The sequence below is a fragment of the Cupriavidus pauculus genome, from assembly GCF_022179805.1.
GTDB lineage: Bacteria > Pseudomonadota > Gammaproteobacteria > Burkholderiales > Burkholderiaceae > Cupriavidus > Cupriavidus pauculus_E.
The window spans coordinates 375117-388081 of the sequence record NZ_BPUO01000001.1 but is presented as its reverse complement, the minus strand read 5'-3'; the positions used below and the strand labels follow the sequence as shown (position 1 = coordinate 388081).

15 protein-coding genes are annotated in these 12965 nt (G+C 66.4%); 8 read left to right on the top strand and 7 right to left on the bottom strand.

The features are described from left to right. Window positions 1-40 precede the first annotated feature (40 nt). Entirely contained in the window at window positions 41-958 is a 918-nt protein-coding gene (locus MFF62_RS01985) for an NAD kinase (RefSeq protein ID WP_238259250.1), read from the bottom strand. A gap of 120 nt (window positions 959-1078) precedes the next feature. Here MFF62_RS01985 and hrcA point away from each other — a divergent pair, with 120 nt between their 5' ends. From hrcA to MFF62_RS01970, 3 genes are all read left to right on the top strand, one after another. Continuing rightward, window positions 1079-2131 carry a heat-inducible transcriptional repressor HrcA gene (gene hrcA, locus MFF62_RS01980; RefSeq protein WP_238259249.1) on the top strand — a complete coding sequence of 351 codons (1053 nt, stop codon included), beginning with the start codon at window positions 1079-1081 and terminating at the stop codon, window positions 2129-2131. Between the two features lie 123 nt (window positions 2132-2254). After that, complete coding sequence (hemH, locus tag MFF62_RS01975; protein ID WP_238259248.1) at window positions 2255-3370, top strand: ferrochelatase; 1116 nt, start codon at window positions 2255-2257, stop codon at window positions 3368-3370. Between the two features lie 33 nt (window positions 3371-3403). Further along, the gene (locus MFF62_RS01970; protein WP_238259247.1) at window positions 3404-3799 is read left to right on the top strand and encodes an RNA-binding S4 domain-containing protein; all 396 of its coding nucleotides are present in this window, start codon (window positions 3404-3406) and stop codon (window positions 3797-3799) included. 77 nt (window positions 3800-3876) lie between these two features. Here MFF62_RS01970 and MFF62_RS01965 read toward each other — a convergent pair whose 3' ends face one another. Further along, on the bottom strand, window positions 3877-4032 hold the full coding sequence (locus tag MFF62_RS01965) for a hypothetical protein (RefSeq protein WP_238259246.1): 156 nt from the start codon (window positions 4030-4032) through the stop codon (window positions 3877-3879). A gap of 300 nt (window positions 4033-4332) precedes the next feature. On the opposite strand from MFF62_RS01965, the gene grpE reads away from it, so the two are divergent. Next, window positions 4333-4890, top strand: a complete 558-nt coding sequence (gene grpE / locus MFF62_RS01960; protein WP_238259245.1) for a nucleotide exchange factor GrpE — start codon at window positions 4333-4335, stop codon at window positions 4888-4890. A 77-nt stretch (window positions 4891-4967) separates the two neighbouring features. Then, window positions 4968-5372 (top strand): thioredoxin family protein, encoded by a 405-nt coding sequence (locus tag MFF62_RS01955; RefSeq protein WP_238259244.1) that lies wholly within the window; start codon window positions 4968-4970, stop codon window positions 5370-5372. Here the strand turns inward: MFF62_RS01955 and MFF62_RS01950 are convergent, their stop codons facing one another. Continuing rightward, window positions 5373-6671, bottom strand: a complete 1299-nt coding sequence (locus tag MFF62_RS01950; protein ID WP_238259243.1) for a phospholipase A — start codon at window positions 6669-6671, stop codon at window positions 5373-5375. Between the two features lie 132 nt (window positions 6672-6803). Further along, entirely contained in the window at window positions 6804-7235 is a 432-nt protein-coding gene (locus tag MFF62_RS01945; RefSeq protein WP_238259242.1) for a DUF1841 family protein, read from the bottom strand. A 91-nt stretch (window positions 7236-7326) separates the two neighbouring features. Here MFF62_RS01945 and MFF62_RS01940 point away from each other — a divergent pair, with 91 nt between their 5' ends. Then, window positions 7327-8265, top strand: a complete 939-nt coding sequence (locus tag MFF62_RS01940) for a DMT family transporter (protein WP_238259241.1) — start codon at window positions 7327-7329, stop codon at window positions 8263-8265. Between the two features lie 87 nt (window positions 8266-8352). Next, complete coding sequence (locus MFF62_RS01935; protein ID WP_238259240.1) at window positions 8353-8940, top strand: malonic semialdehyde reductase; 588 nt, start codon at window positions 8353-8355, stop codon at window positions 8938-8940. A 79-nt stretch (window positions 8941-9019) separates the two neighbouring features. Here the strand turns inward: MFF62_RS01935 and MFF62_RS01930 are convergent, their stop codons facing one another. From MFF62_RS01930 to MFF62_RS01920, 3 genes are read right to left on the bottom strand one after another with little or no spacing between them, the layout of a single operon-like run. Continuing rightward, a complete protein-coding gene (locus tag MFF62_RS01930; protein ID WP_238259239.1) occupies window positions 9020-9745 on the bottom strand; it encodes a ubiquinone biosynthesis protein COQ4 in 726 nt (241 codons plus the stop codon). Window positions 9746-9781: 36 nt separating this feature from the next. After that, window positions 9782-10750: an alpha/beta fold hydrolase gene (locus tag MFF62_RS01925; RefSeq protein WP_238259238.1), complete on the bottom strand. Its 969-nt coding sequence runs from the start codon at window positions 10748-10750 to the stop codon at window positions 9782-9784. Beyond that, window positions 10747-12264, bottom strand: a complete 1518-nt coding sequence (locus tag MFF62_RS01920) for a flavin-containing monooxygenase (RefSeq protein WP_238259237.1) — start codon at window positions 12262-12264, stop codon at window positions 10747-10749. The genes MFF62_RS01925 and MFF62_RS01920 overlap by 4 nt, the downstream gene beginning before the upstream one ends. Before the next feature lie 74 nt (window positions 12265-12338). On the opposite strand from MFF62_RS01920, the gene MFF62_RS01915 reads away from it, so the two are divergent. Beyond that, window positions 12339-12959 (top strand): TetR/AcrR family transcriptional regulator, encoded by a 621-nt coding sequence (locus MFF62_RS01915; RefSeq protein ID WP_238259236.1) that lies wholly within the window; start codon window positions 12339-12341, stop codon window positions 12957-12959. Window positions 12960-12965 lie beyond the last annotated feature (6 nt).

Here is a 12965-nt window from a genome sequence, read left to right as displayed (position 1 = left end):
CGGTGGGTGGCGTCAGGCGGAAACGGGAAGGGTTGGGGGCTCAGAGCCGGTTGTCTTCGGTCGGATATTCGTGCCAGTGCAGCTTCTTGCGCAGCGTGGCGTAGTAGTTGTAACCCACCGGATGCAGCAGGTTCACGGTCTTGGCCGAACGGCGCACGACGATGCGGTCGCCCGGCAGCAGCGACGCCAGCGACTGCATGTCGAAGTTGACGCTGACATCGCGCGCGCTGGCCACCTCGATCGTGACCTCGGCGTCGTGCGGCAGCACGATCGGACGGTTCGACAGCGCGTGCGGGGCAATCGGCACCAGCACCAGGCCCGACAGCGTGGGATGCAGGATCGGGCCGCCCGACGCCAGTGCATAGGCCGTGGAGCCGGTGGGCGTGGACACGATCAGGCCGTCCGAACGCTGGTTGTACATGAAATGGCCGTCTACAGAGACGGCCAGTTCCACCATGCCCGAGATACCCGAACGGTTGACCACCACGTCATTGAAGGCCAGGGCCGAGAAAATCACGGCATCGTCGCGGATCACGCTCGATTCCAGCAGCATGCGCGATTCGGCTTCGTAGTGCCCGGCCAGCATTTCGGGCAGCGTCGTCGTGACATCGTCGAGCGGGATGTCGGTCATGAAGCCCAGCCGGCCATGGTTGACGCCAATTACCGGCACGTTGTGGCCGGCCAGCTGGCGCGCCAGGCCCAGCAGCGTGCCGTCGCCGCCCAGCACCACCGCCACGTCGGCCTGGCGGCCGATTTCCTCGGGCGTCAGCACCGGGTAGCCGGTCAGGCCGGTGGCCATGGCGGTCTCGCGCTCGAACACCACGTCCTGCCCGAGCCGGGAGATGCAGGATGCCAGTTCCTCCAGCGGACCTTCGATCCCGGCGGTCGAGTGCCGGCCCACCAGGGCAATGGTCTTGAACGGAGCGCGCGGGGCGCTGGTCTTTGAGGGGGCAGACATGGCGGGATTAGAACATACCGGCATGACCATTGCCAGCTTCGGCCGGATGGGCGCCCGCCGCACCATCGGATGGCGTGGCCGGCGCCCGAACCGGCCAGTTTTGATTAAAATCCCTGCATCATGGACGAACGTTCAAAAACGCTTCTCAAGACCCTGATCGAGCGGTACATCGCCGAAGGGCAGCCCGTGGGCTCGCGGACCCTGTCGAAATATTCGGGTCTGGACCTGTCGCCGGCCACCATTCGTAATGTGATGTCCGACCTCGAGGAGATGGGTTTCATCGCCAGCCCGCATACGTCGGCCGGCCGCATTCCCACGCCGCGCGGCTACCGGCTGTTCGTCGACACGATGCTGACGGCGCGCCCGCTGGAAGGGGTGCCGGGCCTGTCCGCCGAGCTGGCCGAGCTCAAGGACCAGATCCAGGGCCAGATGGCCAGCCAGCAGCTGGGGCCGCAGCGCATGATCACGGCGGCGGCGCACACGCTGTCGAACCTGTCGCACTTTGCCGGCGTGGTGATGACGCCACGGCGCGCCCAGGCATTCCGGCAGGTGGAATTCATGCGGCTGTCGGACAAGCGCATCCTGCTGATCATCGTCAGCCCCGAGGGCGACGTCCAGAACCGCATCATCCAGACGGAGTTGTCGTACACGCCGGCCCAGCTCATCGAGGCGGCCAACTTCTTCAACACCCACTACGCGGGCATGAGCTTCAATGCCGTGCGCGACCACCTGCGCGGCGAACTGCAGGCGTTGCGGCACGACATGTCGACGCTGATGCAGGCGGCCGTGGAGGCGGGCAGCAACGCCATGGCCGAGGACAACAGCGAGCAGGTGGTCATCTCGGGCGAGCGCCGGCTGCTGGAAGTGGATGACCTGTCGTCCAGCATGGACAAGCTGCGCCGGCTCTTTGACGTGTTCGAGCACAAGACCAGCCTGCTGCAGTTGCTGGACGTTTCCAGTCACGCGCAGGGCGTGCAGATCTTCATTGGCGGCGAAAGCCAGCTTGTGCCGCTGGAGGACATGGCCGTGATCACGGCGCCGTACGGCGTGGATGGCCAGATCGTCGGCACGCTGGGCGTGATCGGCCCCACGCGCATGGCCTACGAGCGCGTGATTCCGATCGTCGACATCACGGCAAGGCTGCTGTCGAGCGCACTGAGCCAGAACTCCTGAGGCGTGGCCGGTGTCTGTCCTGTATTGGACGGCCCGGCCGCGCCTTGCCAGAATGACCTCCCGGATTGATTTCCCATTGATTCCCCGAGTGCCAGCGCCCCGGCATCCGACACCGGAAACCCCATGACGTTTTCGCCCGAACCGGCGTACCAGCACGGCCAGCCGCCGCGCACCGCGATCCTGCTGATCAACCTCGGCACCCCCGACGCGCCCACGCCCAAGGCCGTGGGCCGCTACCTGAAGGCATTCCTGTCGGACCCGCGCGTGGTGGAGATCCCGCGCCTGGCCTGGCTGCCGATTCTGCACGGTCTGATCTTGCCGTTCCGCTCGCGTGCATCGGCCATGAAGTACGAATCGATCTGGCTGCGCGAGGCGCATATGACCGGGTCGCCGCTGCTGGTGCATACCGAGCGCCAGGCGCACGCGCTGCAACTGCATATGCAGAAGCTTGGGCACGACGTGACCGTGGCCTGTGCCATGCGCTATGGCAACCCGTCGATCGGGTCGGTCATGGAGGCGCTGCGCCGGCAGGGGACCGAGCAGGTGCTGGTGCTGCCGCTGTATCCGCAGTTCTCGGGCACCACCACGGCCACGGCTTTCGACGAGCTGTTCAGCGTGCTGGCGGGCTGGCGCAACCAGCCGGAACTGCGGCTGGTGAAGCATTTCCACGATCACCCGGCCTATATTGCGGCGCTGGCCGCGCGGGTCGGCAGCTACTGGGCCCAGCATGGCGTGCCCGACTTCGCGCGTGGTGACAAGCTGATCCTGTCCTTCCACGGCCTGCCGCGGCGCCTGCTGGACCTGGGCGACCCCTATCACTGCGAATGCCTGAAGACCGGGCGGCTGCTGGGCGAGGCGCTAGGCCTGCAGCCGGGCCAGTACCAGGTGACGTTCCAGTCGCGCTTCGGCAAGGCCGAATGGCTGCAGCCCTATACGGCACCCACGCTGACGGAACTGGGCAAGGTGGGCACCCAGCGCGTGGATGTGTTCTGCCCGGGCTTTCCGGCGGACTGCATCGAAACGCTGGAGGAAATCGCCATGGAAGGGCAGAGCGAGTTTCGCGTGGCAGGCGGCAACGACTTCCATTTCATTCCTTGCCTGAATGATTCGGAGCCCTGGATTACCGGTCTGGCAGCTATTGCCTTGCAGCATCTGCAGGGTTGGCCGCTCGACCAGCCGCACCCGCATGAGCTGGAGGCGCGGCGCAGCCGGGCCCAGACCCGGGGCGCGGCGGCCTGAGCCGGGCATGAGAACGGCGCGGAGGATTTGACGATGCAAGTGGATTTCGAGGCGGATGCGCGCATGCGCATCGACAAGTGGCTGTGGTGCGCGCGGTTCTTCAAGACGCGCTCGCTGGCCGCCGACGCGGTGGAGCGCAGCCGGGTGACCGTCAACGGTCAGCCGGTCAAGAATTCACGCGAGGTGAAGCCCGGTGACACCGTGGTGCTGGAAGCCCATCAGCAGCGCTGGGAGGTGGTGGTCAAGGGCGTGCCGGCGTCGCGCGGGGCGGCGCCCATCGCGCAGAGTACCTACGAGGAAACGCCGGAAAGCCAGGCCCGGCGCCAGGTGGAGGCTGATCGGCGGCGCATGCAGCCGGAGCCCACCGCGCAATTGCAGGGGCGGCCGACCAAGCGCGACCGGCGCCGCATCGACAATTTCAGGGAATAGACCGGCCGGGAAAAAGCAGAACGACAGCGCGCCGCCGCGGCAAGGCTGCCGCGGCCCCGGTATGCCAATGGCGCGGGTCAGCGCACGAACGGCACGATGTAATGCTTGAATACGGCCTTGCCGCTGCCATACTCGGTGTCGCGCGGTGACACCGCTTCAGACAGGCAGATAAAGGTCGTCATCGCCGACAGTGCGGCGATCACACATAAGGTCACGACAGGCAGCTTGTGCATGGTGAAGCGTCCTAAAGATGCACCGAATTGATCCACCTTTTTGCTCCCGTTATTTTTGTCATTTTTTCCTGCTTTGAATCTTAGTGTTTGCGTTGCAGCAAATCAATGAACACCAGATTTCATAAAACAGGCCTTTGTAACGGCGTATTTCTGAGTCTCTGAACCCGCACACTTGAAAAACTGGAACGGTGTCGCCATGTGCGGCTAGACTTGGCCGTTTGGCATCCGATCCACCCCTGGTCCGCAGGCGGCACGAAGCTGGCGCGGACCCGTGAATTTGCTTTTTAGATACGAATCGACATGGAAGAACAGAATCAGACGCCCGACATGAACACGCAGCAGGCAGCCAATGCCGGCGCTGCGCAGGCGCCCGAGGCTGCGGCAGCCGGTGCCGACGACATCGCACGCCTGACCCAGCAAGTGGCCGACCTGGAAGCCAAGGCCAAGGAACATTACGACATGTTCCTGCGTGCCACGGCGGAGGGCGAGAACATCCGCCGCCGCTCGCAGGACGAAGTGTCCAAGGCCCACAAATTCGCCATTGAAAGTTTTGCCGACAACCTCGTGCCCGTGATGGACAGCCTGCAGGCTGCGCTGGCCGACAACACCGGTGACCTCAAGAAGCTGCGCGAAGGTGTGGAGCTTACGGCACGTCAGCTGTCGGCTGCGTTCGAACGCGGCAAGATCGTCGAGGTGAACCCGGTCGGCGAGAAGTTCGATCCGCACCGCCACCAGGCCATCTCGATGGTGCCGTCGGAGCAGGAGCCGAATACGGTGGTTGCGGTACTGCAGCGTGGCTACACGATTGCCGACCGCGTACTGCGCCCGGCGCTGGTGACCGTCTCGGCACCGCGCTAAGCGTACTGGTTGTTTTGGTTTGAACAACGCCCGGTGGCCGCAAGGTCTCCGGGCGTTGTTGTTTCCGGGAGGACACGATGTCCGATGCGCAAGAACCCCACCTCGACCACCGCGCCTTCGACGCGCTCGACATGCAGCCGGTGGACCCCGACACGATCGACGCGGCGATTGCCGGCGCCGGGGACGACCTGGTCTGCGTCTTTTTCTGGGGCGTGGACTGCTTCAACTGCGAGATGGCCAAGAAGGCGATGCTGGCCGATCCAGACAAGCTGCGCGCATTGAACCTGCGCTGGCTGCACACCAACGTCTACGCCCATCCCGAACTGGGCCGGCGCTTCGGCCTGCATGGCATCCCCGTGTTCATGTTCTTCCACAAGGGCAAGAAGCTGGGGCGCGCCACGGGCTGGCACGGTCACGGCCAGTTCGCGGCGGCGGTGGGCAATGCCCGGCTCAAGGCCGAGGGCAAGCCGCTGGCCGGCTGATCAGCGCGACAGCGCGTAGCCGATCCGGAACTGCCACGGCGTCTTCTGGTTGTAGTACAGCAGGCTCTCGCCGTAGCCGTAGAAGAAGCCAGCCATCAGGAAGCCCGCAGTGCCGGGCAGCAGGCGCGCCAGCGGGTAGGTGAGCTGGGTATCGACGCTGCCATAGCCCTTGCGCGTGCCCTTGCGCAGCGTGGCGGCCAGCTCCCAGGAATCGGGCCGGCCGTAGGCGATGTTCAGGTCCATGTAGCCGCGATAGTGCGCGATGTCCTCGTTGTCGCTCTTGCCGACGTAGGCGTAGACCTTGGGCGCCACGCGCCAGTGCCAGTCGGTCTGGTCGCCAAAGTACATCGTTGGCTTCACGAATACCGTGTTGACGGCGCGCGAGTCGTCGCCGGCGCGGCCGTTCGATTCGTGCTCGAAGCCGGTGGCAATCGACATACGGCTGATCAGGCTGTTCTTCACTCCCGTATCCGACAGGTAGTAGTACAGGCTGGGCCGGTAGTTGGTGTCCTTGAACGGGCGCGAATCGCCGGCCAGGTCCCACAGCGAGAACTGCGTGTAGGCGAAGTAGAGGTTGTCCAGCACCGACTTCGAGTTGGGATCCTCGCCCTCGAAGATCCGGTACTTGAAGCTGATCTGGAACTTGGCGTTGGCGCCGTCGTGTGCGCCGAACATGATGTACATCGGCTCGTTGAACGACAGGCGCTGGGCGTCGCGCAGGTCGGCCGGCGCAGGCGGCGGGGGCGTGTTGCCGGCCGCGACGATCGGGGTGACCGGAGCTGCATCGGTTGGCGTTGCCGCAGGCGTGGCGTCGGTGGCCGGGGTGGCGGGCTTTGCCGCCACGGGTGGTGCGATCTCGCCGGGCAGCGGCGCGCGATTGAGCGAAATCAACACCGGAGCGGCGTCGATGCCGGTGACATCGAGGCGCACCTGGCCGCGCAGGCCAGCCGGCCACGCGGCGCTGTAGCTGATCGTACGGTTTTCGCCCGGGCGCAGGTTCAGCACCGACGGGCCGCTGCCCACGCGCTTCAGTTCCATGCGGACCGGCGCGGCGAGGTCGCCCGATGCGTTGACCTGCAGCGTTTCCGGTACGGCGTAGCGGCGCGTGTCGGCATCGGCGCTGACCAGCAGCGTCAGGGTCAGCGGACGGGTGCCGTCGATCTGGCGTGGGGGCTGCAGCAGTGAGACCGCGCCCTGCGCGGCGCTGGGCACGGTCACGGCACAGGCGATGGCCAGCGCGGACAGCAGCGGGGCGACAACGCGCCGCTTGCCGGGGCGCGCGTGAAGGGTGAGAGGCATGGAGCGACGTCACGCCGCACCGGAAGGCACTACCGAGAGAGGACCCGGTGGTGCTGACGTGACAGGAAGTTGCGACCGGGACAGATTAGCATGCGTCGCAGCCGTCGCTTGTCAGTGTTCGTCGGACAGCGGCTAGCCTGCCGCGCGCCTGCGGATGTCGTCCACGTAGGCCTGTCCGTCGGGCGGCATGCCGTTGCGCTGTGCATTCCAGAGCATCTGGCCCAGGGCTTCCATGATTTCGTGCTGGGCCGAATGCGGGGAATCGAGCCGGCGGCTCAGTGCCTCGTAGGCGGCACGGATGCCCGGCGGCTGGTCGATCGACACCTGCTCGGAGATCGACAGGTGCATGGCCAGGTGCAGGAACGGATTGGTCTGGCCGGCTTCGGGCGTGTAGTCCCGGGCGACCGCGCCTTCCGTGTCGTCAAGCTGGTCGTGATATTCGGGATGCTGGTCGATCCAGTCGACCGCGATCGCCTCTAGCGGCGTGAGGACACTGCCCGCGACGCGCTTCTGCCAGGCTTCGCAGAAGAAACGGCGGACTTCTTCTCTTGAGGGATTGAACATGATGGCCGCTATTGTAGTGCAGTGGTCCGAACGCTGCCGGGGCCGGCGCGGCCCTGAGTAGAATGCGATCTTTCCGACCATTGTTGCCAAAATGACCGTCTCCGCTACCGGTACCCTGGGCCAGGCTCGCGACAAGCTCGCGGGCGTGTTGCTGATTGCGGTATCCGCCAGCGCCTTTGGCGCCATGGCCATCTTTGCGCGCTTTGCGTATGCGGCCGGGGCCGATGTCTATGGCCTGCTGGCCGTGCGCTTTGTGCTGGCAGCGATTGCCATGGGGTTTGTCATGCGTGCGCGCGGCATCGCGCTGCCGCCGTGGCGCCGGGTGCTGGCGCTGGCGGCGATGGGCGGCATCGGCTACGTCGGCCAGTCATATTGCTTCTTCACGGCGCTCAATCACGCGCAGGCCAGCCTGGTGGCGCTGCTGCTCTATCTCTATCCGCTGTTCGTGACGCTGCTGGCGGCGGTCTTCCTGAAGGAACGGCTGACCACGCCGGCCGTGATCGCGCTGGTGCTGTGCTCGGTGGGCGCCGGGCTGACCGTGGGCGGCGGGGAGGGCGAGCCGCTCGGTATCGCGCTGGGCTTGGCGGCGGCGGTCATCTATTCGATCTACATCGTGGTGGGCGCGCGGGTGACGGCGGGCGTCAATGCCATCGCCACGACCACCGTGATCTGCTCGGCCGCGGCGCTGGTCTATGTGACGGTGGGCATCGTGCGCACCGGCGCCGGCGTGGCGCCGCAGTTCCCGGCTACGGCCGGCGGCTGGCTGGCACTGGTGGCGATTGCGCTGGTGTCGACGGTGCTGGCGATCCTGACGTTCTTTGCCGGGCTGCAGAAGCTGGGCGCCGCCAAGGCGTCGATGCTGTCGACGCTGGAGCCCGTGGTGACCGTGGTGCTGGCGGCCGCGCTGCTGGGCGAGCACATCGGCCCCACGCAGGCGGTGGGCGGCGGCCTGATCCTGCTGGGTGTGCTGTGGCTCACACGCCGCGCCAGCGGCACGCCCGCCCCGGATGGCGCCGACGAACGGAATTGAACGGCTTCATCAAAGTGCTTGTGGGTGACGGCTGGCGGCTTGGGTACAATCGCGCTTTCTTCCATCACAGAACCCGGAAACCGCGCAATGAAATCCGTCGATCAGGCTCACATCGCACAATTGTTCACCGAAGCCCGTACCCATAGCGTATGGCAGGACAAGCACGTGGACGATGCGCCGCTGACGCAGATCTACGAAGCGATGAAGTTCGGCCCCACCGCCGCGAACAGCTCGCCGGCCCGCATCGTGTTCGTGAAGTCGGCCGAGCAGAAGGCCCGCCTGGTGGATTGCGTGTCTGCAGGCAACGTGGACAAGACCCGTTCGGCACCCGTGACCGCGATCATCGCCTTCGACAACGCGTTCCACGACCAGCTGCCCAAGCTGTTCCCGCACGCCGACGCGCGCGCCTGGTACGCCGGCAACGACGCGAAGATCGCGCGCGATGCGCTGATGAACAGCTCGCTGCAAGGCGGCTACTTCATCCTGGCCGCCCGTGCGCTGGGCCTGGACTGCGGCCCGATGGGCGGTTTCGATGCAGACAAGGTCAACGCGGCGTTCTTCCCGGACGGCAAGTGGTCGGTCAACTTCCTGATCAACCTGGGCTACGGCGTGGCCGAGAAGCTGCATCCGCGCCTGCCGCGCCTGTCGTTCGACGAGGCTTGCCGCATCGTCTGATCGGGATCGGGACTTCCCGGCAGAAACAAAAAAGCGACCCGCAGCGGTCGCTTTTTTTCATGGCCGATCGGCTGGAAGGTCAGGCCGTCCACTCCTGTACCGGATTGCAGGCCATGTAGCGCACCGGCTCGGTGATGCCCAGCCGGGCGCGTGCAGCCTCGATCGGCTCGTGCAGCAGCTTTTCGTAGTCCTCGCCCAGCAGCCAGACGGCGCGGCGGCCCATCCGGTAGCCTTCGAGCACCGCGCGGGCAAAGGCCAGACTGTGCGTCACGCGCCAGCTTTTCAGCGACGCGGCAAGGGCGATGAAGGCCCAGCCCTGGCCGCCCGTCTGCGCGTAGCTGAACGCCACCAGCGCGGCTTCACCGAGGCTTTCGTCAGCGCGATAGCCGGTCAGTACGTGCCAGATATCGTGGATGTCGCGTGTCCGGCGGCCAAACCACATGTAGGCGTCCTCGACGATCGGCTCCTGGTTCAGGTTCGACACCTTGGCCAGCCCGTCGGCGCTATAGCCAGTCTTCTCCAGGAACGCGCGATAGACCGCGCCCACCGTGCCCGGTGCGAAGCTGGCGATGTAGGCCGGGTCCGTCAGCTTTTCCGCCAGTTCGATGCGCTGGTAAGCCATGCGCCGGCCATCGGGCGTGCTCAGCAGCCGGCTGTAGTTGCGGGGCATCGACGGGCCGTTCAGCGCGCGCATGATCTTGAACACCTGCTCGGTGTCGTTGCCGTCGGCCAGCAGGCGGCGAATGGCGCGGAACGCGGTAGGCAGGTCGCGCCTGTAGGGATTGAAACCGGTGGAGGAAGCCATGGGCAGGGTCCTTTCGGTAAGAGCGTGTCTGACGGATCAGGCGGTGGCCGGTTCGCGTAGGCTGGCGGCCGCGGTGCGGACAAAATCGATGCTGGTCTGGATCGCGGTGACTGGCAGCATATGCCCGCCCGTGACCAATGTCAGCCGGGTGCCCGGCACGCGGGCGACAAAGTCCTCGCCATTTTGGCGGTAGTCGAGAATGCGGTCTTCCCGGCCGAAGAGAATGCTCACCGGCACGCGCAGTTCGCCGTAGCGCGCCACCACGGGCGGCAGGCTGTGCGCGGCGCCCATCAGGTCTTCGGACGCGCCCAGGAAATGGCTGGGGCGCAGCGCCAGCAAGCCGCCGCCGCGCACGGGAAAGTCGGCCGGCACGGCGTCCGGGCCGAAGACGATATCCATGACCTGTTCCCGATTGCGGATTGACATCGGAATCAACAGCGTCCACGCGACGAGCTTGCGCATGGCCGCGCTGGGGATCGTCATTGCCTTGAACACCGGCGAAATGGCTTCGGGCGGATGGGTGAGCGGGGCGATCAACGCCAGCCCGCCCACGCGCTCGGGGTGATAGGTGGCCAGCGCCAGCGCGATGGCACCGCCCAGCGAATGGCCCACGACCAGCGGCTTTTCCAGTCCGAGGCGGTCGATCAGCGCGGCCAGCGTATCGGCCTGCGCGCGCAGGTCGGCCGGCGCGCCGGGCTCGCGGGTGGACCAGCCCGCGCCGGGCCGGTCCACAGCGACCACGCGGAAGTCACGGGCCAGCGGCTCGACCATCCCATAGGCGAAGTTGGCAAGCTGGCCGGACAGGCCGTGCACCAGCAGCAGCGGCTGGCCCTGGCCTTTCTCGACCACATGCAGGCGCGCGCCGGGCACATCGACGAAGCGGCCCGTGGGCGGCAGACCGGCTTCGATCTTGCGCACAGTCTGGCGCGTGAACAGGGCGAGCAGGATCAGCGCGGCGACGGCCAATGCCGCCACGGCGGCGATCAGCGTGAGGAAGATGGTCAAGGTTGGGCCTCGGCAATCGGATCGTTGGTGGGCACGGTGGCGGCGGCGACGCGGTCGAACTGCAGCACGCCGTCGTCAATGCGGCCATGGCGAATGGTCAGCATGTCCATCAGGTAATTCTGGTACACGCGCCACGGTTTGCGCAGGCCCTGTTTGGGCAGCACCGACGCGGCACGCTGGACGTAGCCCGAGGTGAAGTCCAGGAACGGCACGGTTTGCACGGATGGGTCCAGCGTCGGCATGGCCATGCGGTAGCCGCGCCGGTCCATGAACCGCAGCAGGCGGCAGACGTATTCGGCGGTCAGGTCGGCCTTGAGCGTCCACGACGCATTGGTGTAGCCGAACGCCAGCACCAGGTTCGGCACGTTGCCCAGCATCATCCCCTTGTACGCCAGCGATTCCGACGGCCGGCGCGGCTGGCCGTCCACGGTCAGCGCGATATCGCCCAGCATGTTCAGCTTCAGGCCGGTGGCCACGACCACCACATCGGCCGGCAGTGTCTGGCCGGATTTCAGCACGATGCCGTCAGCCGTGAAGCGTTCGATCTGGTCGGTCACCACCGACGCACGCCCGCTACGGATCTCGCGGAACAGGTCGCCATCGGGCACCAGGCAGACGCGCTGGTCCCACGGGTTGTAGCGCGGCGTGAAATGGGTGTCGACGTCGAAGCCCGGGGCCAACTGAGCCGCCGCCATGCCGACGATGCGTTCCTTGACCTTGGCCGGCCGGCGCCGTGCCAACTGGAAGAAGAACATGCCCAGCAGCACGTTTTTCCAGCGCGTGGCGCGATAGGCCATGCGCTCGGGCAGCACGCGGCGCAGCTTGTGGGCGATGGCATCCTCGCCGGGGCGGGTCACGATGTAGGTGGGCGAGCGCTGCAGCATGGTCACGTGCGCGGCGGTCTCGGCCATGGCTGGCACCAGCGTCACGGCGGTGGCGCCGCTGCCGATCACCACCACGCGCTTGCCGGTGTAGTCCAGCGAGGGGTCCCAGAACTGCGGATGCACCATGCGGCCCCGGAAATCCTCTTCGCCCGGGAACGTGGGCCGATGGCCTTCGGCGTAGCTGAAGTAGCCGGCGCAGACGTACAGCAGCCGGGCGCGCAGGCGCTGGCGGCTGCCATCGGCGGAGCGTTCGGCGTCGATGGTCCAGCAGGACTGGTCGCTGTGCCAGGCGGCGCCCACGACCTTGTGGCCAAAGCGAATGTGCCGGGCGATGTCGCCTTCCTCGGCGGTTTCGCGGATATAGGAAAGGATCGACGGACCGTCGGCAATGGCCTTGGCGCCGCGCCAGGGCTTGAAGCGATAGCCCAGCGTGTACATGTCGGAATCGGAGCGGATGCCGGGGTAGCGGAACTGGTCCCAGGTGCCGCCAATGGCGTCGCGGGCTTCCAGGATGGCGAAACGCTTGTCGGGGCAGCGTTGCTGCAACTGCCGGGCGGCGCCGATGCCGGACAGGCCGGCGCCAACAATCAGTACATCCAGGACAGCGTCATCGGAACTCGGGGCGCTCATGACGGAACCGGGGGCGAGTTGGTATTCTGACAACATAGGTTGTCAGAAGCCATCTGACAATAGGGAATGTCATAATGGCCGCCATGACCACCGAGCTTTCTCCCGCCCGCCGCTATCGCGGCGCCGAAGCCGACGAACGCCGCGCCCAGCGGCGCGAGCAGCTGATTGCTGCCGCCGTGCAGGTCTACGGCGAGCGGGGTTACCAGAGCGCCACCGTCAAGGCCGTGTGCGAAGCCGCCGGGCTGACCGAGCGATATTTCTATGAATCGTTCGCCAACAGCGAGGCATTGCTGCTGGCGTCGTATGAAACGGTGACCCACCGCCTGCTTCATACGCTGGAGCGGGCGGCGGAAGAGGCCGGCGGCGACAGCCAGCACCGCGTGCTGGCCATGCTGCGCGCCTATTTCGGGGCGCTGCAGTGCGAACCGCGCTCGGCGCGGGTGTTCCTGGTGGAAATCCGTGGGGTCAGCAAGCTCGTGGACGAGGCGCTGGCCGTGTCGCTATGCGATTTCGGCGCCTTGCTGGCGCGGACGCTGGGTCCGGCCAGATCGACGCCCGACCCGATGCTCGCGGCCGGCGTGGCCGGTGGCATCGTCCATGTGGCGCTGTACTGGATCCGCAATGGCTATGCGCCCGATGTCGATACCGTGGCGCGCACCGCGCTGCAGCTTGCGCTGGTACTGAACCAGCGCTGATTCCTG